This window comes from Rhodoflexus caldus (assembly GCF_021206925.1).
Lineage (GTDB): Bacteria > Bacteroidota > Bacteroidia > Cytophagales > Thermoflexibacteraceae > Rhodoflexus > Rhodoflexus caldus.
The window spans coordinates 47,048-69,211 of sequence record NZ_JAJPRF010000005.1 but is presented as its reverse complement, the minus strand read 5'-3'; the positions used below and the strand labels follow the sequence as shown (position 1 = coordinate 69,211).

General features: G+C 49.1%; 20 protein-coding genes. 10 read left to right on the top strand and 10 right to left on the bottom strand.

Annotated features, from left to right (window positions below):
• Window positions 1-51 precede the first annotated feature (51 nt).
• The 3 genes from NDK19_RS07945 to NDK19_RS07935 all read right to left on the bottom strand — a co-directional run bounded on the left by NDK19_RS07945 (window position 52) and on the right by NDK19_RS07935 (window position 3,596).
• On the bottom strand, window positions 52-1,728 hold the full coding sequence (locus NDK19_RS07945) for a M61 family metallopeptidase (protein ID WP_250631338.1): 1,677 nt from the start codon (window positions 1,726-1,728) through the stop codon (window positions 52-54).
• A gap of 309 nt (window positions 1,729-2,037) precedes the next feature.
• On the bottom strand, window positions 2,038-3,252 hold the full coding sequence (trpB, locus tag NDK19_RS07940) for a tryptophan synthase subunit beta (protein WP_250631337.1): 1,215 nt from the start codon (window positions 3,250-3,252) through the stop codon (window positions 2,038-2,040).
• 44 nt (window positions 3,253-3,296) lie between these two features.
• On the bottom strand, window positions 3,297-3,596 hold the full coding sequence (locus tag NDK19_RS07935) for a hypothetical protein (RefSeq protein ID WP_250631336.1): 300 nt from the start codon (window positions 3,594-3,596) through the stop codon (window positions 3,297-3,299).
• A gap of 67 nt (window positions 3,597-3,663) precedes the next feature.
• Between NDK19_RS07935 and ald the strand changes: the two genes are divergently transcribed.
• Together ald and NDK19_RS07925 are read left to right on the top strand one after the other, a co-directional pair.
• On the top strand, window positions 3,664-4,779 hold the full coding sequence (gene ald / locus NDK19_RS07930) for an alanine dehydrogenase (RefSeq protein WP_250631335.1): 1,116 nt from the start codon (window positions 3,664-3,666) through the stop codon (window positions 4,777-4,779).
• A gap of 59 nt (window positions 4,780-4,838) precedes the next feature.
• Window positions 4,839-5,984 (top strand): glycosyltransferase, encoded by a 1,146-nt coding sequence (locus NDK19_RS07925; RefSeq protein ID WP_250631334.1) that lies wholly within the window; start codon window positions 4,839-4,841, stop codon window positions 5,982-5,984.
• Here NDK19_RS07925 and NDK19_RS07920 read toward each other — a convergent pair.
• A complete protein-coding gene (locus tag NDK19_RS07920; RefSeq protein ID WP_250631333.1) occupies window positions 5,962-6,546 on the bottom strand; it encodes an AAA family ATPase in 585 nt (194 codons plus the stop codon). The two genes, NDK19_RS07925 and NDK19_RS07920, sit on opposite strands and share 23 nt — an antisense overlap.
• Window positions 6,543-6,929: an HIT family protein gene (locus NDK19_RS07915; RefSeq protein ID WP_250631332.1), complete on the bottom strand. Its 387-nt coding sequence runs from the start codon at window positions 6,927-6,929 to the stop codon at window positions 6,543-6,545. The genes NDK19_RS07920 and NDK19_RS07915 overlap by 4 nt, the downstream gene beginning before the upstream one ends.
• Before the next feature lie 69 nt (window positions 6,930-6,998).
• On the opposite strand from NDK19_RS07915, the gene NDK19_RS07910 reads away from it, so the two are divergent.
• Both NDK19_RS07910 and NDK19_RS07905 read left to right on the top strand, forming a co-directional pair.
• The gene (locus NDK19_RS07910) at window positions 6,999-8,291 is read left to right on the top strand and encodes an aminopeptidase P family protein (RefSeq protein ID WP_250631331.1); all 1,293 of its coding nucleotides are present in this window, start codon (window positions 6,999-7,001) and stop codon (window positions 8,289-8,291) included.
• Between the two features lie 228 nt (window positions 8,292-8,519).
• A complete protein-coding gene (locus NDK19_RS07905) occupies window positions 8,520-9,224 on the top strand; it encodes an SDR family oxidoreductase (RefSeq protein ID WP_250631477.1) in 705 nt (234 codons plus the stop codon).
• A gap of 3 nt (window positions 9,225-9,227) precedes the next feature.
• Here the strand turns inward: NDK19_RS07905 and NDK19_RS07900 are convergent, their stop codons facing one another.
• Both NDK19_RS07900 and NDK19_RS07895 read right to left on the bottom strand, forming a co-directional pair.
• Complete coding sequence (locus NDK19_RS07900; RefSeq protein WP_250631330.1) at window positions 9,228-11,651, bottom strand: ABC transporter permease; 2,424 nt, start codon at window positions 11,649-11,651, stop codon at window positions 9,228-9,230.
• Between the two features lie 59 nt (window positions 11,652-11,710).
• Window positions 11,711-12,403: an ABC transporter ATP-binding protein gene (locus tag NDK19_RS07895; protein WP_250631329.1), complete on the bottom strand. Its 693-nt coding sequence runs from the start codon at window positions 12,401-12,403 to the stop codon at window positions 11,711-11,713.
• 214 nt (window positions 12,404-12,617) lie between these two features.
• Here NDK19_RS07895 and NDK19_RS07890 point away from each other — a divergent pair, with 214 nt between their 5' ends.
• The 6 genes from NDK19_RS07890 to gltX all read left to right on the top strand — a co-directional run bounded on the left by NDK19_RS07890 (window position 12,618) and on the right by gltX (window position 18,839).
• The gene (locus tag NDK19_RS07890; protein ID WP_250631328.1) at window positions 12,618-13,697 is read left to right on the top strand and encodes an Mrp/NBP35 family ATP-binding protein; all 1,080 of its coding nucleotides are present in this window, start codon (window positions 12,618-12,620) and stop codon (window positions 13,695-13,697) included.
• Window positions 13,698-13,707: 10 nt separating this feature from the next.
• Window positions 13,708-13,971: a NifU family protein gene (locus NDK19_RS07885; protein WP_250631327.1), complete on the top strand. Its 264-nt coding sequence runs from the start codon at window positions 13,708-13,710 to the stop codon at window positions 13,969-13,971.
• A complete protein-coding gene (locus NDK19_RS07880) occupies window positions 13,952-14,455 on the top strand; it encodes a hypothetical protein (RefSeq protein WP_250631326.1) in 504 nt (167 codons plus the stop codon). Before NDK19_RS07885 ends, NDK19_RS07880 begins: the two co-directional genes overlap by 20 nt.
• A gap of 1 nt (window position 14,456) precedes the next feature.
• A complete protein-coding gene (gene glpK, locus NDK19_RS07875) occupies window positions 14,457-15,953 on the top strand; it encodes a glycerol kinase GlpK (RefSeq protein WP_250631325.1) in 1,497 nt (498 codons plus the stop codon).
• 199 nt (window positions 15,954-16,152) lie between these two features.
• On the top strand, window positions 16,153-17,262 hold the full coding sequence (locus tag NDK19_RS07870) for a D-TA family PLP-dependent enzyme (protein ID WP_250631324.1): 1,110 nt from the start codon (window positions 16,153-16,155) through the stop codon (window positions 17,260-17,262).
• A 47-nt stretch (window positions 17,263-17,309) separates the two neighbouring features.
• Entirely contained in the window at window positions 17,310-18,839 is a 1,530-nt protein-coding gene (gene gltX / locus NDK19_RS07865) for a glutamate--tRNA ligase (protein WP_250631323.1), read from the top strand.
• 167 nt (window positions 18,840-19,006) lie between these two features.
• Here gltX and groL read toward each other — a convergent pair whose 3' ends face one another.
• From groL to NDK19_RS07850, 3 genes are all read right to left on the bottom strand, one after another.
• On the bottom strand, window positions 19,007-20,638 hold the full coding sequence (gene groL / locus NDK19_RS07860) for a chaperonin GroEL (protein WP_250631322.1): 1,632 nt from the start codon (window positions 20,636-20,638) through the stop codon (window positions 19,007-19,009).
• Window positions 20,639-20,702: 64 nt separating this feature from the next.
• Window positions 20,703-20,981, bottom strand: coding sequence for a co-chaperone GroES (locus NDK19_RS07855; protein ID WP_250631321.1), 279 nt, complete (start codon window positions 20,979-20,981; stop codon window positions 20,703-20,705).
• A 168-nt stretch (window positions 20,982-21,149) separates the two neighbouring features.
• Entirely contained in the window at window positions 21,150-22,133 is a 984-nt protein-coding gene (locus NDK19_RS07850) for a hypothetical protein (protein WP_250631320.1), read from the bottom strand.
• Between the last annotated feature and the right edge of the window lie 31 nt (window positions 22,134-22,164).

Genomic DNA, 22,164 nt, shown 5'->3' with positions numbered 1-22,164 from the left:
CATCGGAAAAGGAAACTTTCCTGTGAGCGGCCTTTGTATAAACCGGTAACTTTAAGCAGGCAACAGGCGCAATTTGGTGCGCGTAAAATATTGCGCTCCGTCTGCTTCCAGCATGACCTGATGGATGCGCTCATCGCGATTGACCGTCAGTTTGACCATCGGGAAGTGCTCCATAATAAGGGCAGTTTCTGCCAAATCTTGAATAACTAAATCATTGACAGACAGGATTTTATCCTTTACTGAAACGACCTTGTCGGCAGGTGAACCGGGGATGATGTGCGTGATGAGTACATAGTTGCCCTGTTTTTGCAGTTCCATACCAAAGCGTCGTTCCCAACTGTGGGTGGCAGGTACGGTTTCCGCTTCGCAGTAGATGCGGTGTGCCAATCGGCCGATGGCCTCGGCTATATCATCCGTTCCTTCAATGTATCGGTCAAAATAATCATCCATTGGCCGGGAGGCCACCTCTGCAACCAACTGTTTATAGTCGGCAAGCGTGTAGCCGCCGCTGTTAGTGCCGTAGCGTTTCCAGAGCAGTTGCATCACATCATGCAACGAACGCTCGCCCTGCGTACAGTCCAGCAGCCACAGGTGCAATAGCATCGCCGCCAGCGCTCCTTCGTTGTAAATAGACACCTTGCGGTGCGGAATGCCCGCCGAGTAGCCGTCTGTCCAAAGGTCATAGCTTGCAGCTGTCAGCGACATGGTTTTTCTGCCGAAATTTCCGGCATATTTTTTCAATTGAGCATTGAGTTCTTCCAAGTAGCGTTCAAAACTCCATACGCCGCCCTTGTAGAGCATCCAATCGCCGTAGAATGTCGTCAGCCCTTCTATCACGAAGCCTGTGGGAAAATAGACTTCTTTTGTCAGGTCATAGGGGGTCAGTTCTTTCGGGCGAATGCGAATGACATTCCAGAAGTGGAACAATTCGTGCGAAGCAATGCCTAAAATATTGTCATAAAAATACTGTTCCTCAAAATCGGCATCGGGGCCAAGCACTATGACGGTAGAGTTGCGGTGCTCTACGCCATGATAAACCTGCCAAGGGGCAATAATGAACTGAAAATGGAAATCCGATGCGGGGAAATCGCCGAAAAGCGCCACTTGTGGCCTTGTAAATCCTTGAAAATCAGTGATTATTTTATCCCAATTGGGTAGGCAATCGCCGTACAGCCAAATGTGGAAATCGGCGTTGCAACCTTCCACGCAGTAGCTGCGATGCTGCAAATGTGCCGAAGCAAGCAACGGAGAATCTACCAATTCGTAGAAATCGGCAGCGTGCAAGCGGTGCGGTGCAGGCATTGCCATCCCGCAACTGATGCGGTAGTCCTCGGGCAGGTGCAGGTGCACTTCATAAGGCTCGTTGATACGCCCTTCAACGTAAAATGTGCAGTTAATCCAGTTGATGTAAAGCAGCCGCTCGTCTAACCAACTGCCGCCTGCGTCTAACTGTTTGGCAAAGTAGTTATAGTGCAGCGTTATCTCTTTTGCGCCTTCGGTTGCCACTTCCCACGTGTTGCGTGCAATTCGCTTTAGATTCAGCGGTTTGCCCGAGTCCGATACCGCATAGATGTGCTGTATGTTTCGGGCAAAATTTTGCAGCTCGTAGCGTCCCGGCCGCCAAGCGGGTAATTGCAGGCGCAGTACCGCTGCCTCTTTTGTTGGTATGTGTAAGGTAAAGTCAATGAGGTGCTTATGGGGCAATTGATAGGCAACTTCTAATAGCATAAGGATTAGGATAACGGCTTATTGCAGCTTACAAAATTGATTGGTTTATACAAAAGCGCAACTATTTTGCGAAAAATGTTTGACATAAATCGGTGAAAAACAAGCATTTAAACCTGATGAAACCCTAAGCCCTCTCAGGTTTGTGTATAATCATACGGAAAATACAGCCCGATACTGTTCAGAAAGCATCGGGCTGTGTGATAATATCCCAAGTATATCAATGAGGCATACTCGGCAGAGTTTCCGAAATGTTTGCAATGACCAATCCCGAATTGCAAGCGTGTTTGCACGCTGCCGATGGGGGCAATGTCATTTTTTTAATCTGTCGCCAAACCAGTTGATGTAGGTTTGCAGGTCTTTGTCGCCTCTTCCCGAAAGGCAGATAATTACCGTTTCGTCGGGTGCGGCGTTTAGTTTTTCCAAATAAGCCAAGGCGTGTGCCGTTTCAATGGCAGGAATAATGCCCTCCAATCGGCTGCAAAGCAAACCTGCTTCCATTGCTTCTTCGTCGGTAACGGGCACGAAGGTGGCTCTGCCTGTTGTAAACAGGTGTGCGTGGAGAGGCCCGATACCCGGATAGTCCAAACCTGCGGAAATAGAATAAGGCTCAATTACCTGTCCGTCAGGGCTTTGCATGAGCAGCGACTTGCTGCCGTGCAAAATACCCGGTTTGCCCAAGGCAGTAGTGGCAGCCGAATGGCCGCTGTTTACTCCTTTGCCTGCTGCTTCCAACGCAATGAGTTTTACGGAAGGTTCATCCATAAAATGATAGAAAGCACCTGCGGCATTGCTGCCTCCGCCTACACAAGCCAGTACGTAATCGGGCAATTCGCTGCCCGTTTTTTCTGCCAACTGCCTGCGGATTTCTGTACTGATAACCGATTGAAAACGCGCTACCATGTCAGGGTAGGGGTGTGGCCCCACAACAGAACCTATGATGTAGTGCGTGTCGGTCGGGTTGTTAATCCAGTGGCGCATAGCCTCGTTGGTAGCATCTTTCAGTGTGCGGCTGCCGCTCATGGCCGCCCGAACTTCCGCACCCAGCATACGCATACGGGCAACGTTGGGGGCTTGGCGTTCAATATCAACCGCACCCATGTAAACGATGCAGTCCAGCCCCATCAGTGCGCAAACGGTGGCGGTGGCTACTCCGTGCTGCCCTGCGCCCGTTTCGGCTACGATTTTGCGTTTGCCCAATCGTTTGGCCAGCAAAATTTGCCCGATGGTATTGTTAATCTTATGAGCACCTGTATGGCACAAATCTTCTCGTTTCAGATAGACACGAGTATTGTATTTTTCGGACAGACGCGAAGCAAAATACAATGGGGTCGGTCTGCCCACGTAGTCGCGCAGTAAATTGTTAAATTCTTCCTGAAAATCAGGCGATTGGATGTAGCGGAGGTAATTCTCTGCCAGTTCCGCAATGTTCGGATAAAGCAATTCGGGGATGTACGCCCCGCCAAATTGCCCGTAGTAGCCTTTTTCATCTACCTGAAAAGGCGAAGTAATGGTTTCCGGTATCATAGCTGTAAAGATATATAATGTATGCGTTTGTTTTGCTCAACCGCTTACCGATGGAACGAAATTGCGTGGCTGTCGTAGTTGCCGCGCCGCTCTTGCCACTGCATAATCAGTTCAAAGGTGTTATTGGAGCGTTGATAGTCCATATAACCCGATTCGGCCGTAACCCCAATGAGTTGATTGAGGATTTGCTTGTCTTCCGCCGTGGGATTGGCAGGCAGGAAACAGGTGAGGTCGTAAACGTTGTACAGATTGACCAACTCGTCAAACTTTTCAACTTCGTAGAGCGCAGCAAACGCGCGGTATTGCTCAATCCAGTGGGCTTCATTGGCAGGGTTGTAGCTCATAAGAAATCAGGTATAAAAACTTCGTTCTGTTTAGTACCTTTGTTGCCTCAATCAAATAAGCAACAAAATGATTATTGGTGTCCCAAAAGAAATCAAAAATAACGAAAACCGTGTAGCTCTTACGCCCGCAGGTACGGCAGAACTGACCGAACGCGGCCATCAGGTGTACGTACAAAGCACTGCCGGCATAGGCAGCGGTTTTGAAGATGAAGAATACGTAGCGGCAGGTGCCAAAATTTTGCCAACCATTGAGGAAGTGTACGGCATTGCCGAAATGATTGTAAAGGTAAAAGAACCGATTGAAGCCGAATACAACCTGATTCGCAAAGACCAGTTGCTGTTTACATATTTTCACTTTGCCTCTTCCGAAGAACTGACCCATGCCATGATTCGCAGCGGTGCGGTTTGCTGCGCCTACGAAACCGTTGAAAAAGCCGACCGCAGTTTGCCATTGCTCATTCCTATGTCGGAAGTTGCCGGACGCATGTCTATTCAGCAAGGTGCGAAATACCTCGAGAAGCCGATTAAAGGACGCGGCATTTTGTTGGGCGGCATCCCCGGCGTAAAACCTGCCAAAGTGTTGATTCTGGGCGGTGGCATTGTAGGTACACAGGCGGCTAAGATGGCGGCCGGTTTGGGCGCACATGTTACCATTATGGACGTAAGCCTGCCTCGCCTGCGTGCTTTGGACGATATTATGCCTGCCAACGTAAACACGATGATGTCGAGCCGTTACAACATCATGCAGGAACTGCCTCACACCGACCTGATTATTGGTGCGGTACTGATTCCGGGGGCAAAAGCTCCAAAACTCATCACGCGCGACATGCTGAAACTGATGCGTCCGGGTACGGTAATGGTGGACGTAGCGGTAGACCAAGGTGGTTGCTTTGAAACTACCCGTGCCACTACCCACGAAAACCCTACGTACATTATTGACGATGTGGTACACTATTGCGTAGCCAACATGCCGGGTGCGGTGCCTTATACTTCTACGCTGGGTCTGACCAATGCTACGCTGCCTTATGTTACCCAACTGGCCGACAAAGGCTGGAAAAAAGCTTGTTTGGACAACCGCGAATTGATGCTGGGGCTGAATGTGGTACAAGGGAAAGTAGTTTACAAAAACGTAGCCGACGACTGGGGCTTGCCTTACCACGATGTAGCAACCGTTTTGAACTAATCATTCCATCATACACCGAAACCTGTCAGTTTTGAAAAGCTGACAGGTTTTTTCATACAATGCCCCGTAAAGTACTGATAGCCTCTTTACTGAAACCCGTGGACGATGTGCGTGGTTTCGAGCGGTTTGCGCTTTCATTAGCTCCTGATTTTGAGGTATTTATGGTTGGTGCGCCCAGCCTTTCCCCTTTGCCGAAAATACCTAATATTCATTTTTTGCCGTATGATTTTTTTCCGCGCCGTTTCATGCAGCGCTTGCGGGCATCACTTATTTTTTACAGGCAATTGCGGCAAATCAAACCCGATGTACTGATTGTACAAAGCCCTGATTTACTGCCTTTTGCGGTCTTCTACTCCCTGTTTCGCAACTGCCGCCTGATTTATGACGTGCGGGAGAACTATCGCCTTAATATTCTGCATCAGGGGTACTACCGGGGGCTGACCAAACACGTGCTTGCGGCAGCCGTCCGAACGGTTGAAACGGTGAGCAGTTTACGCATCAATCGCTATTGGCTGGCTGAGCAAAGCTATGCCGCCGAGTTACCTTTTGTGCGGCATAACTACGACTTTGTGCCCAATAAATTTGCGCCTCTTCATCCGCCTTCAAGCAAATTAAAACCTGACGGGTTTTCAAAACCCGTCAGGTTTATCAAAGGAAACAAGCTATTACCAGAAGGCAGGCTTCGCCTGATTTACACAGGCACGGTTTCACGGGCGTATGGCACACATTTGGCCATTGAACTGGCTAAAAAAATGCATCGGGTCAATCACAAAATTTCCCTGTTGGTCATCGGCTCATGCAGCGACGCAACCTATCGGCAGGAACTGGAAAAAATGATAGCAGACTGCCCTTTTATTGAATGGCAGGTAAGTACTCAACCGCTTAACCATCAATTGATTATAGATGCGCTTCCCCATGCCGATTTGGCCGTTATAAGTTATCTACCCAATCGCAGCACCGAACGCTGTATGCCAACGAAGATATACGAATACATGGCCTTCCGCTTGCCGTTTCTGATGCCTGCCAATCCCTTGTGGGAATCGGTAGCTCATCCGTACAATGCGGCCTTAGTTGTTGATTTTCAGCGAGTAGATGCGGAAATATTACTGCAACGCATTCGGCAGACATCGTTTTACAGCCCCGAACCGCCCGACGATGTTTGGCAATTCAATCGGGAGCAATTCAGGGCTTTGCTGGCGGGCTGATACCCCATTGGCTAAGTACCTCGAGTGCCTGTTGCAGGCGGCCTTCACCTGTTGCGGAGATTTGCGCATACTTGCATTCGTGCAAATGGAGCGCATTTTTGAATATTTCAAGCAATAAATTGCGCTGCATCGGACGGTCACGGAGGCCATCGGCATACCAAGGCAAATTAGGCTCCATCAACAGATAGCCGTCGTAAGCACGGTTGTTTACCATCAGCGGCAGCCATTCGGGAGTTTGCCCGAAATAGTACTCTGCATACACCAGATTGGTCAGCAGGTTGGTATCGTGAAAAACCAGCCCATTGGCAGCACAAGCCACTGCATGGTCTTCAACGGCTATTTGCCCGATGGCCATGGGCTCTACATCGTCATACACAGAGATGAAACCGCGCTGCCAGCGATGTTCAATATCGTTTTTATAAGTCAGGTACGGTCTGGTGTATTCTGGCGACCAACTTGTTCCGAAATGGGCTGCCAGTTGGCGTGCCAGTGTGGTTTTACCGCTACATTCCGGCCCGAATATGACGATGCGCTTAATAGTATCCGGCTCATCGCTTTTCATAGTTGTGCTACTATTTTTTGCGCAGTTGCTGCCAACTGTTCGGGGCTTTGCTGTATCGGGTGGCGGAAATCAATGTGCGCCTGATGCAGCGGAATCAAATGCAAATGGGTATGAGGCACTTCCAAACCAATGACAGCTAAACCTACGCGCAGGCAAGGGATAGCTTTTTCTATGGCTTTGGCAACCGTTTTGGCAAAAACCATCATGTCTGCCAAGGTTTGGTCGTCGTGGTCAAAAATATAGTCAATCTCTTTCTTAGGCACAACCAATGTATGCCCTTCCGCTACGGGGCGGATATCCAGAAAGGCAATAAATTGCTCATTTTCCGCAATTTTATGACAAGGTATTTCACCGTTGATGATGCGTGTAAAGATGGTAGGCATAGCTATTTATTTGTGCAAATGTACCAAATTGCATAGACTTGTTGCCCATTTATCTTCCCAAACGAAACTATGCGTTACGAACCGATACCCTCCGATTTGTTTATTCATAATCGTGACAAATTCCGTCGCCACCTCAAACCGGGCGGGCTGGCAGTGTTCAATGCCAATGATATTATGCCTACCAATGCCGACGGCACAATGGGCTTTAAGCAACAAAGTGATTTGTTCTACCTCTGCGGTATAGACCAAGAAGAAACCATTTTACTTATCTTCCCCGATGCTAAGGAAGCAAAGCACCGCGAAATTTTGTTTCTGCGCGAAACCAACGAGCACATTGCTATTTGGGAGGGGCATAAACTCACCAAAGAGGAAGCACGCCAACTGTCGGGCATTCAAACCGTTTATTGGACGCACCAATTCGCCAATATTTTCAACGGGTTGGTTTTTGAAGCAGAGTACCTCTACCTGAATACGAACGAACATCTGCGCAACAGCAGCGAAGTTCAAACCCGCGACGACCGTTTTATTCGTTACTGCAAGGAAAAATACCCCTTGCACAAATATGAGCGCTTGCAGCCCATTATGCACCGCCTGCGGGCTGTAAAGTCTGTTTGGGAGGTGGAGCAAATACAAAAGGCCATTGATATTACGGCCAAAGGCTTCCGCCGCCTGCTGGGTTTTGTGCGCCCGGGTGTTTGGGAGTACGAAGTTGAAGCCGAACTTATTCATGAATTTATCCGCAACCGCTCCAATGGTTTTGCCTACACGCCCATTATTGCTTCGGGAGTCAATGCCTGCGTGCTCCACTACATAGAAAACAACCGTCAGTGTCATGCAGGCGATGTGCTACTGCTGGATGTGGCGGCGCAATATGCTAACTACAACGCCGACCTGACACGCGTGCTTCCTGTCAGTGGCAAATTTACCCAGCGCCAGAAAGCTATTTATAATGCGGTTTATCGCGTCATGCTGGAAGCCAAGGCTATGCTCGTTACAGGTAATAACTGGATAGATTACCACAAAGAAGTAGGTAAGGTAATGGAGTCAGAGCTAATTGGGCTTGGACTGTTGGACAAACACGAAGTCGCCAGACAAGACCCGGACAATCCGCTGTACAAAAAGTACTTTATGCACGGCACTTCCCATCATTTGGGACTGGATGTACACGACTACGGCAGCCGCTACCACGTATTTGAGCCGGGTATGGTATTTACCTGTGAGCCGGGCATTTATATCCCCGAAGAAGGCATCGGTATCCGTCTGGAAAACGACATCCTCATCACCGAAAACGGCAATATAGACCTGATGGCACACATTCCGATTTTGGCCGAGGAAATAGAAGACCTGATGAACAGCAGATAAGCCCGATTGTTTACTTGGCGCAAGTAAGCAGGTGAGCCAATTAACGCGTTCTTTTTTACCGCAGAGTGCGCAAAGGTTTAACCGCAGTGTACACAAAGAAAAAATTTATCATAAAAACACTTAGTGCTCTTTGCGTAATACTCAGTGGGCTTTGCGATAAATTTGAAAGGTCGTTTTAAATTGCTCACTTACTTAACTACTGAATCACTTTTAACCACTCAACTAATGTTGCAACCCATCGCAGTTATTACAGGCAGCAGCCGAGGCATCGGCAAGGCCATTGCAGAGCAGTTTGCCGCCATTGGCTTTCGGCTGATTCTCTGTGCACGCAATCAGGCTACTTTGCAGGCAACAGCCGATGCTATTGGCAAGCAATATGGTGTACAGGTACATACGTTTGCTGCCGACCTTTCGCAGCGGGCATCGGTGGCAGCTTTTGCCGATTTTATCAACAGCCTGCAACAGCCTATTGATGTATTGGTTAATAATACAGGCGTTTTTACGCCCGGGCAAATCCACAATGAAGCAGAAGGCGTATTGGAGCAGCAAATAGAAACCAACCTTTACAGTGCCTACCATCTTACGCGTGCCCTGTTGCCCGCCATGATGACCCGTAAGGACGGCCATATTTTCAATATTTGCTCCACGGCAAGTATCATTCCTTATACCAACGGCGGCAGCTATTGCATCTCCAAATTTGCGCTGCTGGGCATGACCAAAGTGCTACGCGAAGAAATGAAACCTCACAACGTGCGTGTAACGGCTATTCTGCCGGGGGCAACCCTTACCGACAGTTGGGCAGGTGTGGACTTGCCCGAATCGCGCTTTATGCCTGCCGCAGATATCGGCAAAGCCGTTGTAGGTGCGTGGCAACTTTCCCGCTATACCGTTGTAGAGGAATTGCTGCTCCGTCCGCAGTTGGGCGATATTTAAACCTTACCACGTCCGTACAATGGTTTCCATCGGCGTAAACCGCGCCGCACGAATGGTGTGGTAAGCAATGGCTATTGCACTGACTATCAAAATGATACCTCCCGATATCAGGAAGATGTCGGGGGAAAGTTCAATGTGGTAAGGGAAAGAAGACAGCCATTGACGCATCAGGAAGTAGCTCACGGGAAGTGTAACAGCTATGCTCAACAGAATCATCCACAGGAACCGCATACCCAGATAAGCTACCAACTGGTAATCATATGCGCCAATAGCTTTGCGGATGCCGATTTCGCGGCGTTGCTGCTCCACCACAAACGAGGACAAACCAAAAAGTCCCATACAGGCCAGCAGAACGGCAATGGCAGTAAACCAAATGCTGATTTGCTTCAACTGTTGCTCCTTAATGTAGAGTTTGTCTAACTTTTCTTTGAGGAAAAAATAATCAAATGCCTGCAAAGGATTGAGTGCCGTCCATGCCGTTCCGATGGCCTCTATACCCTGACTAATTTGGTCGGGCTTGATTTTCACCGCCACATATTTGATGTAGTTTCGGTTGATATTTTCACCTGCCAAATCAATCACAAACGGGGCTACGTGCTTATGCAACGATGAAAAGTGGAAATTTTTTACCACGCCGATTACTTTTTCATTGCCCGTTCGGCGGCTCAGGGTTTTGCCGATGGCGTTTATCGGGCTTCCCCAGCCCATATATTCCACCATCGCTTCGTTGATGATGACCGCATTCCGCTCATCTTCATCAAAGTAACCAAACATATCCTCCACCACGCCAAAGTCGCTGTCGTAGCCCTGTGGCTTGCCGCTGCGCGAAATAAAATCGCGGCCTTCAATGATTTCAATGTTGAAAGTGCGGATAAAGTCGTGGCTGACAATAATGGAAGGGTAAAAACTGCTGCCTTTTTCTTCGTTGTAGAACTCGTGCGTTTGGTAACTTTTGCCCAATACTTCTTCCATGGCAGTTACCGAAGCAATGGCAGGCGCATTCAACAACTTCTCCTTAAATTCGGGAAATACCTGTGCGATGCGGCTGTTGGCAACCGGCACAACCACAATCTGTTCTTGGTCAAAGCCCAGTTTGGCATTGCGCAAAAACTCTAACTGCCTGCTGCTCACAATGGTAGTAATAAAAAGAAGAAGGGAAATACTGAACTGCACAACAACCAATATGCTTCGGAAACGCCTGCCGCTGCGCACTTTGAGCAAGCGTCCGTGATACAGGTTGCCGATTTCAAAAGACGAGAGGTAATAGGCAGGATAGATACCGGCCAAAAAACCCGACAGAATACCTGCCCCCAAAATGCCGATGAGCATGTTTTGTTCGCTCAAAACAGAGCCTTGCAACGGATTGCCGGAAAGGTCGGTCAGAAAAGGAGAAATAATTTCTACCAAAATAAAGCCTGCAATGACGGCAAAGCCGCCGATAATTGCCGATTCGGTCAGGTAGAACCAGAACAGCTCACTGCGGGAAGCCCCTATCGCTTTAATCACCATGACCGAACGCACACGTGCCGATGCCATGGCTGTGCTGATGTTGGTAAAATTAATCACCGAAATCAGCAGAATAAATACAGCCATTCCTCCGAAAATATAGACATAGCGAATATCTCCGTTGGCACTGATTTCATAGTCCAGATTGGAGGTCAGGTGAATGGCCGATACCGGTTGCAGATGTAGGCGGACATTGGCGGCAATACTTTCGGGGAAATAATTGTCTATCAAATCGCCAAACAAAGCGGCTGCATCACTTTCCTTAACATTGGGTTGCAGTACCACATACGTCCAGCAGGGATTCCACACCCAGTTGTCGCGGAATGAGCTCACACTCATCTGGTCTAAGGTGGTAAACGAAGCGATAAAGTCAAAATCAATATGCGAACGGCGTGGGCTTTCGGCTACAACCCCCGTAACTTCCAGCGGGATGCTGCCCTGAAACAGTAGTTTGCGCCCAAGCGCATTTTCTTTGCCGAAATAGCGGCGGGCGGCGGCCTCTGTCAAAATTACGCTGTTAGACTCACGCAATGCGGTTGCCGCATCTCCTTCCGACAGGGTGAAGCCGAACACCTGCAAAAAACTGCTGTCGGCAAAGAAAAACCGCTGTTCGTTAAATTTACGTTCGTCGTAGCTGACGGAAAGTGACGGAGATTGAAAATTGAACAGGCGAACAAAAGTTTTTATTTTTTCCGGATAGTCGGCAGCCAAAGTAGGCCCCAAAGGAAAAGGCACACTGGCCGAATGTTCACCTACACCGCTTTGGTTAATTTCCTGCGTAATGCGGTAGAGTTTATCAATATTGGGGTGAAAATTATCGTATTGCGTTTCGTGGATGAACAACAAAAACAGCACTGTAAAGGCCGCAACCCCGATGGACAGACCCAGTACGTTCAGAAACGTATAGAGCCTGTTTTTCAACAAATTACTCAGGGAAAGTTTAAACCAGTCTTTCAGCACTTGCCTTCACGGATTGAATTTTAACGAAATTGACTAATCGCACCGCTGACTACCTGCCCGTCGAACAGGTGGATGGTGCGTTGGCTGAACTCCGCATATTGAGGTGAGTGAGTTACCATTACAATGGTAGTGCCCTTGTCGTTGAGGTCGGAAAGGATTTCCATGACTTCCTGTCCATGCTGCGAATCTAAGTTGCCCGTGGGTTCGTCGGCAAACAGGATTCGGGGGCGGCTTACAATTGCGCGCGCCACTGCCACGCGCTGCTGATGCCCGCCGGACAATTGCATCGGATAAAAATGGCCTTTGTGCAAAACATCCAACTGCTCCATTACCTGATTGACGCGATGCATCCTCTCTGCCTCAGGAACTCGTTGATAAATCAACGGCAGTGCTATATTTTCCGCTACCGTCAATTCTTCAATCAAGTTAAAACTCTGAAAAACAAAGCCGATGTGATAACGACGCAACTCTGCCCGCTGTCTGTCGCTGAGTTGAGAGGTTGGCTTGTCCATGAAATACAACTCTCCCGAAGTCGGCTTATCCATCAGCGAGAGCAGGTTGAGCAGCGATGATTTGCCGCAACCCGAAGGCCCCATAATGCTGATAAACTCACCCTCCCGCACGGTCAAATTAATATCCCGCAGGGCAACCGTGTCCACGTTGCCGCTGGCATATACCTTTGTCAGATTTACCGTGCGAATAATAGGGTTCATACGTCCATTCTCCAAGCTAATTTAGTACCATTTAGCAACTTACTCAAAATGAGTATGTTGCAAAAATTTGTTTCCCGATATTGTACTTCTAACGAACAGGCAGGTGTTCACAATCGGACACTTGTACCTGTGGTGTAAACCAATCGTTTCGTCAAAACGTTAAGCTAAGGCAATTTGGGCGTAAATTGCAACACTTTTTGAACCTTGTCAATGTATGGCCTATACAAATGAAGATATTTTACGGGCACTTTCGCATGTGGAAGAGCCTGATTTGAAGCGCGATTTGGTATCGCTGAACATGATTCGCGACGTGCAGGTTTCAGGCAACCGCGTGAGTTTCACCGTGGTGCTGACTACTCCGGCCTGCCCGCTGAAAGAGTTGATTCGTCAGAACTGCGAAAAAGCAATTGCCGAGCACGTATCACCCGACCTTTCGGTGCAAATCCACATGACGGCAGATGTTACCAGCCTTCGCGGCAACGAGCAACTGCTACCCGGCGTGAAAAACATTATCGCCATTGCATCGGGCAAAGGCGGGGTGGGCAAATCTACCACAACCGCTAACCTTGCTATTGCACTGGCACAAAGCGGTGCCAAAGTGGGCATTATAGATGCCGATATTTTTGGCCCTTCCATGCCTACCATGTTCAACTGCGAAAGTGCACGCCCGGGTGTCATCAAAAAAAATGAGCGCAATCTGATTGTCCCAATTGAGCAATACGGCGTTAAATTGCTTTCCATCGGTTTTCTGGCGCCGCCCGAAGACGCCGTTGTATGGCGCGGCCCGATGGCGAGTTCGGCACTGCGCCAATTCATCAGCGATGCCGACTGGGGCGATTTGGACTACTTGTTGGTAGACCTGCCTCCGGGCACAAGCGATATTCACCTCACGCTGGTACAAACCGTACCCGTAACAGGTGCGGTAATTGTTACTACCCCCCAAAAAGTGGCGCTTGCCGATGCGCAAAAAGGGCTTGCCATGTTCCGCCAAAAAATGATTAACGTACCTATTTTGGGCGTAATTGAAAACATGGCCTATTTCACTCCGGAAGAATTGCCCGAAAATAAGTATTACCTGTTTGGCAAAGACGGCGGTAAAATGCTTGCCAAACGCAACGAAGTGCCCTTCCTTGGCGAAATACCATTGGTGCAAAGCATCCGCGAAGCAGGCGACAACGGCAGGCCGGTAGTTATGAGCAACGATATTATGGCTGCATCGTTTAAAGAACTGGCAGAAAGTCTGGCAAGACACGTAGCCATGCGCAACGCACAGATGGAACTGGCAAAAGCATAACTTTTCAATTATGGAAACATCAGCAAATACAGACTTACTGGAAAGGGTGGACAAAGCGCTGGACTCCATTCGCCCCTATTTGGAAGCAGACGGCGGCAATGTCAAAATTTTGGAAATCACTTCTGAAAATACCGTTATTCTGGAACTGCTCGGCTCGTGCAGTTCCTGCCCGATGTCTATGATGACACTCAAAGCGGGTGTAGAACAGGCGATTATCAAAGATGTGCCCGAAATTAAATCTGTTATAGCAGTCAATGCCGCGCCTATTGTCTGATGCCTGCAAGTTTGCATGGCTTATCCTTATTTTTTTAGTTGCCTGCGGTGAAAGAGAAGACCGCACAGACCGCAATGCGCTTGCCCGAGAAATGCGTGGACGCAAACTCAAACGCGTTACCGAGGCGCAAATTATGGGGCTGGCCGCCGAAGAAGGCATTCGCGCCGTTTCGCAGTTGCAACCGCTGCTGGTAATACCGGCAAGCGGCAATTGCGACAGTATCCGCATCAACGGCGCTTTAACCAACGAAGTAGTAGCAGAGTACCGCTTTGTCTGCCGCGAAACGCCCGACCTGCATCCAAAGGCACAGGAAATTTGGAGGGCATACAACTACAATGTGCAGCAAAATATTGCAATTGCGGAAAATATTCAGAAATTAGGCAACGAACAGTTGCTGTACACCTCGCCGGTACGCCACCAAGGCAAATTTATCGGTATGTGGAGCATCGTTCTGGATAAAAAAGAAATGATTCGCCGCTTGTAATATGAAGTACATCCTCAGCATTGACCAAGGTACAACCAGTTGCCGAAGCATCATTTTTGATGAAAACGGGCGTATGGTTGGCATCGGGCAGAAAGAGTTCCGCCAGATTTACCCCCGCCCGGGATGGGTAGAACACGACCCCATTGAAATCTGGAACACCCAGTTGCAGACCATGAAAGACGCAGTGCAACAGTCAATGCTGCAATTTTCCGACATCAGCGCCATTGGCATCACCAACCAGCGAGAAACCACTGTTGTGTGGAATAAAGCAACCGGCGAGCCTGTTTACAACGCCATCGTTTGGCAAGACCGCCGCACCGCAGAACTTTGCGACCGCCTCAAAAACGAAGGCATGGAGCCTTACATCCGCGAAAACACCGGATTGGTTGCCGATGCGTACTTTTCTGCCACCAAACTCGCTTGGATTCTGGATACCTACCCCGAACTCAGGCAAAAAGCAGAAGCAGGAGAAATTCTTTTCGGCACCATAGACACTTGGCTCATCTGGAACTTGACCAAGGGCTGGGTGCATGCCACCGACTACTCCAATGCTTCGCGCACGATGTTGTACAACATCCGCAACTTAGACTGGGATCAAACCCTGTTAGACCATTTGAACATTCCCCGTGCGATGCTGCCCGAGGTGCGCCCATCGGCAGGCAGCTTTGACACAACGGACAAATCGCTGTTTGATGGTGCCGAAATACCAATTACGGGCGTAGCAGGCGACCAGCAGGCAGCGCTTTTCGGTCATGCCTGTTTCCAGCCCGGCATGGCAAAAAACACCTACGGAACAGGCTGCTTCCTGCTGAAAAATACAGGCAAGCAACCCGTCAAATCAAAACACGGGTTGATTACCACCATTGCATGGGGTATTGATAATCAGGTAGAATACGCACTGGAAGGCAGCATTTTCATAGCGGGGGCGGCCATTCAATGGCTGCGCGACGGCCTCAAACTGATTGATGAAGCCGCTGATTCCGAACACTTTGCAGCCAAAGTCCCCCATTCCGACGGCGTGTATGTAGTGCCGGCCTTTGCGGGCTTGGGTACGCCCTACTGGGATATGTATGCACGCGGTGCCATTTTCGGGCTGACCCGCGGCACTACCAAATCGCATATTGTGCGTGCCACGCTGGAATCGCTGGCCTATCAGACCCGCGACGTGCTGGACGCTATGACCAAGGACGACAAAGTTTCGCTGAAAGCCCTCCGCGTAGATGGCGGCGCTTCTGCCAATAACTTGCTGATGCAGTTTCAGGCCGACGTGTTGGGGGTAGAAGTGCAGCGCCCCGATGTTATTGAAAGTGCGGCGCGCGGTGCAGCCTTTCTGGCAGGTATCGGCATTGGCTTGTGGACAAAAGAACAAATCGCTGCCCTGTGGAAGGTAGAACGCAATTTCCGCCCGCAACTCAACAGCTACGAAGCCGACAAGCGCTACATGGGTTGGCAGGAAGCAGTAAAGCGCACCATGAACTGGACAAAGGCAGTAGAGTAAGGCCATCGCCGATATTTTTTACAGATTTCCAAAGTTCAATTGTGCAATCACGACTCTATCCATAAAGACTGCGCGGCTCACGACCTTGAAAAATGGAATCATTTTATGAGGCCTGATTCGGTGCTGCGGCTAATCGGAAGCACGGAATCCCTGCATCACGGCCTAAACCGATTACCATGTCAATAAAACCGATTTACTTATGCCCCAATGGTTTGAAATAGCGGATACTTCCGCATTGGACAGCCCCTCGCTGCTGATTTACAAAGAGCGGGTGCAGCACAACATCGCGCAGATGATTGCGCTGGCAGGCAGTCCTGAGCGACTTTTTGTCCATGTAAAAACCAATAAAATGCCTGCCGTTGTGCAAATGATGGTTGCAAAGGGTATTACCTCATTCAAATGCGCTACCATTGCCGAAGCTGAAATGACAGCGGCAAATGGCGGTCGGCAAATCGTTATTGCACACCAATTGGTCGGCCCGAAAAGGCAGCGACTTTTGCAACTCACGGAAAAATTTCCCGACACGGTGTTTTATTCATTGGTTGATAACTTCCCGACCGCACAGGAATTGGCGCAGATATTCAGCGCGGCAGGCAAAACCGCATGCACCCTGCTGGACATTAACAACGGCATGAATCGCTCGGGGCATTTACCTGATAATGAGGCTGTTGAGCTTTATCGGCAAATTAACCGTACCGCAGGCATCTGCTGTGAAGGCATTCATGCCTACGACGGCCACATCCGCGATGCAGACTTTCAAACAAGGAAAGAAAAAATTGACAGCGTTTTTTTGTCGGTGGAAGAAATTATCCGCCGATTAGAACAGACAGGCGAAAAAGTACCGATACTGATTGCAGGAGGAACACCTGCCTACACCGCACATCGCCTGCGCGAGGATGTGTATTGCAGCCCGGGCACCTGCGTACTTTGGGATTGGGGCTATGGCGATACACTCACCGAACAGCCTTTTCAGTATGCGGCATTAGTACTGACCCGCATTATCTCCAAACCCGCTCCCGGCCTGTTGTCTGTGGATATGGGGCATAAGGCCATTGCTGCCGAAAATCCGATGGACAGGCGCATCCGATTTTTGAATCTTTCCGACTATGAACTCATCAGCCAAAGCGAAGAACACGGCGTTGTTCGCGTAGCCGATTGGGAAAAATGGAAGGTTGGTGATGTATTGTACGGTGTGCCCTATCACGTATGCCCGACGGTAAATCTGTATGATGAAGCCTATTGTATTGAGAATGGGCAAATGACCGCTGTTTGGGAAATAACGGCACGCAGACGAAGACTCAGCATATAACAACTTTTCACCCTAAATTTGCCCCTCAATTTTGATTGGTTCATCCTATGACAGACCGTCCGGTAAGAGTCCGTTTTGCCCCCAGTCCGACGGGGCCTTTGCATATTGGCGGTGTACGCACCGCTCTTTACAACTATCTGCTGGCACGCCATACAGGCGGCACGATGATTTTGCGGATAGAAGATACCGACCAAACCCGTTTTGTTCCCGGTGCGGAAGATTACATCCGTCGCTCGTTGGAGTGGTGCGGCATTCAGTTAGACGAAAGCCCATGGCACGGCGGTGCTCATGCGCCCTATCGGCAGAGTGAGCGCAAAGCGCTGTACATGCAATATGCACAGCAGTTGCTCGACAGCGGAAATGCCTATTACGCTTTTGACACCCCCGAAGAGTTAGAAGCCATGCGCGAACGCCTCAAAGCCGAAAAGGTTGATTTTCAGTACAATGGTGTGATGCGTATGCAGATGAAAAACTCTCTTACGCTTTCGGCCGATGAAGTTCAGCGGCGCATTGCGTCGGGCGAACCTTACGTAATTCGCCTGAAAGTGCCTTTAAAAGAGGAGATTCGCTTTACAGACCTTATTCGCGGGCATGTGGTTGTGCAATCGAGCACGATAGATGATAAGGTGCTGATGAAATCGGACGGTATGCCGACTTACCATTTGGCCAACGTAGTAGATGACCACCTGATGGAGATTTCGCACGTCATTCGCGGCGAAGAGTGGTTGCCCTCTGCACCGTTGCACGTGCTGCTTTACCGCGCTTTCGGTTGGGAAAGCACCATGCCCCAATTTGCGCACCTGCCGCTGCTGCTCAAACCCGAAGGTGAAGGCAAGCTCAGCAAACGCGACGGCGACAAGCACGGTTTTGCCGTATTTCCGCTGCAATGGAACAACCCCGAAACAGGCGAAAGCTCGCGAGGTTTCCGCGAAGACGGCTACTTGCCTGAGGCATTGGTGAACTTTCTTGCACTTTTGGGCTGGAATCCGGGTACGGAACAGGAAATATTCAGCATGGAAGAACTCATTGCTGCCTTCTCGCTGGAGCGCGTGAATAAGTCCGGTGCCAAGTTCGATATCAACAAAGCTAAGTGGTACAATCAGCAATACATCAAAGAGATGAGCGATGAGCAACTGGCGGGATTTTTATTGCAAGAGCTTGACAAACAAGGGCTTATGTGCTCCAATGAAAAAGCTGTGCTGGTAGCCCGTGCGATGAAAGAGCGGATTACTTTTATCCATGAGTTGGTAAGTGCAGGGCGCTTTTTCTTCGAGGCACCTGTTGCCTACGATGCGGAAACCGTTGCCAAAAAATGGACTGCCGATGCGGCAAAAGCGCTCACTGCTTTTGCAGAGTTGCTGAAAGGCTGGCAAGGAGAGTTTACTCCGGCAGCCGTTAAAACTTCCCTGAATGACCTGCTGGCGCAATTGGGTATGAAGCCCGGGCCTGTAATGCCTGCGCTGCGGCTGGCAATGACAGGCAGCGGCGGCGGCCCCGACCTGATGGACATACTCACCATTTGCGGTCGCGAAGAAACGATTCGCCGCATAGAAACAGCCGTGAAAGCATTGGCCTGACAGATTGTCTCCCGCCATTCCGAAAATTATTGATTTTCAATGGAATAGCTGCGCAATTGCCAAAGTATTGAAGCACGAAAAACTGCTTGACACTTTGGCAATTGCAAATAAAAAAGCCACCCCAAAACAGGATGGCTTTTTGCTATTATTTATTGTTGCTTTACGGCTTACATCATGCCGCCCATGCCACCCGGCATACCGCCTTGTGCACCGGCAGGAGCTTCTTCAGGCTCATCGGCTACTACACACTCGGTAGTGAGCAGCAGAGAAGAGATAGAAGCAGCGTTTTCCAAGGCCAAGCGAGTTACTTTGGTTGGGTCAATCACACCTGCGGCAAACATAGACTCATAGCGGTCTTCGCGGGCGTTGTAACCAAAGTCAGCTTTGCCTTCTTTTACTTTCTGTACTACAACAGAACCTTCGCCGCCTGCATTAGCTACAATGGTACGCAACGGAGCTTCCAATGCCTGACGGATGATGTTCACACCGGTAGCTTGGTCTTCGTTAGCAACCTCTACTTTGTCTAATGCTTCAATGGCGCGAATCAAGGCTACGCCGCCACCTGCTACAACACCTTCCTGAACAGCAGCACGGGTTGCATGCAGGGCATCGTCGATGCGGTCTTTCTTCTCTTTCATTTCTACTTCGGTAGCAGCACCTACGTACAGGATAGCTACGCCGCCTGACAATTTAGCCAAACGCTCTTGCAGTTTTTCCTTGTCGTAGTCAGAAGTAGTAACTTCAATTTGCGCCTTGATTTGGTTCACGCGGGCTTGGATGTCTTCTTTTCTGCCTGCGCCGTTTACGATAGTGGTGTTATCTTTGTCAATGATAACTTTTTCGGCACGACCGAGGTAGTCCAAAGTAGCATTTTCCAGTTTGTAGCCGCGCTCTTCGGAAATCACGGTACCGCCTGTCAGGATGGCAATATCTTCCAACATAGCCTTACGACGGTCGCCGAAGCCCGGAGCTTTAACGGCAGCTACGCGCAGCGCACCACGGATTTTGTTTACTACCAAGGTAGCCAGTGCTTCGCCTTCTACATCTTCGGCGATGATTAACAGCGGACGACCTGATTGTGCAGACTGCTCCAGAATAGGCAGCAGTTCTTTCATGGAAGAAACTTTCTTGTCGTAAATCAGAATCAGCGCATTGTCCAATTCTGCTTCCATTTTTTCGGTGTTGGTTACGAAGTAAGGAGACAGATAACCACGGTCAAACTGCATACCTTCTACAGTTTTCACTTCGGTTTCAGTGCCTTTGGCTTCTTCAACCGTAATTACACCGTCTTTGCCAACTTTGTCCATAGCGTTGGCAATCATTTTACCGATTTCTTCGTCGTTGTTAGCAGAAATAGTAGCTACTTGAGCGATTTCGGCAGAAGTAGTGATGGTTTTAGATTGAGATTTCAGGTGCTCAACTACTTTGGCAACAGCCTTATCAATACCGCGCTTCAAATCCATTGGGTTGGCGCCGGCAGCTACGTTGCGGATACCGCTTGAGAAGATAGCCTGTGCCAAAACGGTGGCTGTTGTTGTACCGTCACCTGCGCTGTCAGCAGTTTTGGAAGCTACTTCTTTCACCAATTGAGCGCCCATGTTTTCTACGGCATCCTTCAGCTCAATATCTTTTGCAACAGTTACACCGTCTTTGGTAACGGTGGGAGAACCAAATTTCTTGTCCAGAATAACGTTGCGACCTTTCGGACCCAAAGTAACTTTTACTGCATCAGCCAACGCATCCACACCTCTTTTCAAACGGTCGCGAGCATCGGTATCGAACAAAATTTTCTTAGCCATAATTGTTTTGTGATTAGTTTTTAAGGTTCAACTTCAATGAAATTGAAAAACTGTTGTTTAAAGATTAGAGGATTGCAAAAATATCAGACTCACGCATGATGAGGTACTCTTTGCCGTCTACGGTGATTTCGGTGCCGGCATATTTTCCGTACAATACAGAATCACCAACTTTTACGGTCATCGGCTCATCTTTTTTGCCTGTACCTACTGCCACTACAGAGCCGCGCTGAGGCTTCTCTTTTGCAGTGTCAGGGATAATGATACCTGAAGCGGTTTTCTCTTCTGCCGGTGCAGGTTCTACCAGCACGCGGTCTGCCAGAGGTCTGATTTTAATTTCTGCCATAGTTTTAAATATTTGAGTGATAACAAAAACGAAATTAACGGTCGGATAGCGGGCTGTCCGAATTGCTATCCACGCTCTTATTTATCAGTTTTAATGCCACTCAAATTTTTACCCCAAAAACCTGACATTTTTTCAGATTTTGGAAACTTTTGTCTGACAGATTTCGTTTCACACTGCCAAAAGTGTCAGGGCAATCATTGCCAATGCCATTCCGATGAGGTTCGTGCGTGTCAGTTTTTCGCCAAACAGGCGGGCAGAGGCAGCGGAGGCTGTCAGGATGATGAGAATGTTGTACAGAGGAAAGAGCCAAGCTCCGTTGTTGCCGAAGGCAGAAAGCGCCTGCAAAAGCAGGTAAACGGAAAAGTAATTGGGTACGCCCAGCGCAATTCCACCGACTACGTTGCGCCAATGAATGCGCTCACCTGTTTTGATGATTCTGAAAATCAGCACGATAAGCCCCGATACGGCTGCCGCGCCAAAAGATGCGATAGAAAATAATGCCTGTTGTGCTTCGCCTTGCAGCCCTCCGTTAGACCAATTGATGGTCGTATCTACAACTCCGCCCGAAATAAACACCAGCACGGGCAATATAACGGCTGCTATGCCTCTTGGTTGTAAATTTTTTGAGCGCGCCTCTTCTTTTTTGGCACTTGCCAGCCACAAGGCAGGAAAAGTCAATACAATGCCTGCATAAGCCAAAGGCGTAAGTTGGTTGCCCGGCACAAACAGCACGTTGAAAAGAACGGGCACAATCAATGACATTTTGGCTGCCAGCGTAGTAACGGTTACGCCTGCTTTTTGCGTAGAAAAGCCTGATAATGAGAAGCCTGTAAAGAAAAGTACGCCCAACACGCCTGCCGGATAGAACCACTGCCAAGAGTTGCTCAAAACTGCCGCAGGCTCTCCGAATTGCGTCATAAATACAAGGCTGCCCGTCAGTACGCAGACGATGTAGTTAAAAGTAACGCCCTGCCAAACGTTTACGCCCCATTTTTCAAAAGCCTTGAAAACCAGCATTAGAGCAGCGGAACAAAGCGCGGAAAGCAGCAAAAACAGCATGATAAATCGGGATTGGGCGGCAAAATTACGGCGGTCGCCCGAAAAGCCTGTCTGAAAAGTTGAGATTATATGTTCAAATTTGCATGAATGCATGGCGAAGGATTCGCAGCCCCTTTGCTATGCA

Bases quoted from the DNA above. Each gene is read 5' to 3' on its own strand.
- NDK19_RS07880 (WP_250631326.1), top strand. From the start codon at position 13,952: ATGCCGCGCCTATTGTCTGATGCCTGCAAGTTTGCATGGCTTATCCTT.
- gltX (WP_250631323.1), top strand. From the start codon at position 17,310: ATGACAGACCGTCCGGTAAGAGTCCGTTTTGCCCCCAGTCCGACGGGG.
- NDK19_RS07935 (WP_250631336.1), bottom strand. From the start codon at position 3,596: ATGAGCTACAACCCTGCCAATGAAGCCCACTGGATTGAGCAATACCGC.
- NDK19_RS07915 (WP_250631332.1), bottom strand. From the start codon at position 6,929: ATGCCTACCATCTTTACACGCATCATCAACGGTGAAATACCTTGTCAT.
- NDK19_RS07890 (WP_250631328.1), top strand. From the start codon at position 12,618: ATGGCCTATACAAATGAAGATATTTTACGGGCACTTTCGCATGTGGAA.
- NDK19_RS07920 (WP_250631333.1), bottom strand. From the start codon at position 6,546: ATGAAAAGCGATGAGCCGGATACTATTAAGCGCATCGTCATATTCGGG.
- glpK (WP_250631325.1), top strand. From the start codon at position 14,457: ATGAAGTACATCCTCAGCATTGACCAAGGTACAACCAGTTGCCGAAGC.
- ald (WP_250631335.1), top strand. From the start codon at position 3,664: ATGATTATTGGTGTCCCAAAAGAAATCAAAAATAACGAAAACCGTGTA.
- NDK19_RS07850 (WP_250631320.1), bottom strand. From the start codon at position 22,133: ATGCATTCATGCAAATTTGAACATATAATCTCAACTTTTCAGACAGGC.
- NDK19_RS07910 (WP_250631331.1), top strand. From the start codon at position 6,999: ATGCGTTACGAACCGATACCCTCCGATTTGTTTATTCATAATCGTGAC.
- NDK19_RS07855 (WP_250631321.1), bottom strand. From the start codon at position 20,981: ATGGCAGAAATTAAAATCAGACCTCTGGCAGACCGCGTGCTGGTAGAA.
- trpB (WP_250631337.1), bottom strand. From the start codon at position 3,252: ATGATACCGGAAACCATTACTTCGCCTTTTCAGGTAGATGAAAAAGGC.
- NDK19_RS07925 (WP_250631334.1), top strand. From the start codon at position 4,839: ATGCCCCGTAAAGTACTGATAGCCTCTTTACTGAAACCCGTGGACGAT.
- NDK19_RS07895 (WP_250631329.1), bottom strand. From the start codon at position 12,403: ATGAACCCTATTATTCGCACGGTAAATCTGACAAAGGTATATGCCAGC.
- NDK19_RS07870 (WP_250631324.1), top strand. From the start codon at position 16,153: ATGCCCCAATGGTTTGAAATAGCGGATACTTCCGCATTGGACAGCCCC.
- NDK19_RS07945 (WP_250631338.1), bottom strand. From the start codon at position 1,728: ATGCTATTAGAAGTTGCCTATCAATTGCCCCATAAGCACCTCATTGAC.
- NDK19_RS07885 (WP_250631327.1), top strand. From the start codon at position 13,708: ATGGAAACATCAGCAAATACAGACTTACTGGAAAGGGTGGACAAAGCG.
- groL (WP_250631322.1), bottom strand. From the start codon at position 20,638: ATGGCTAAGAAAATTTTGTTCGATACCGATGCTCGCGACCGTTTGAAA.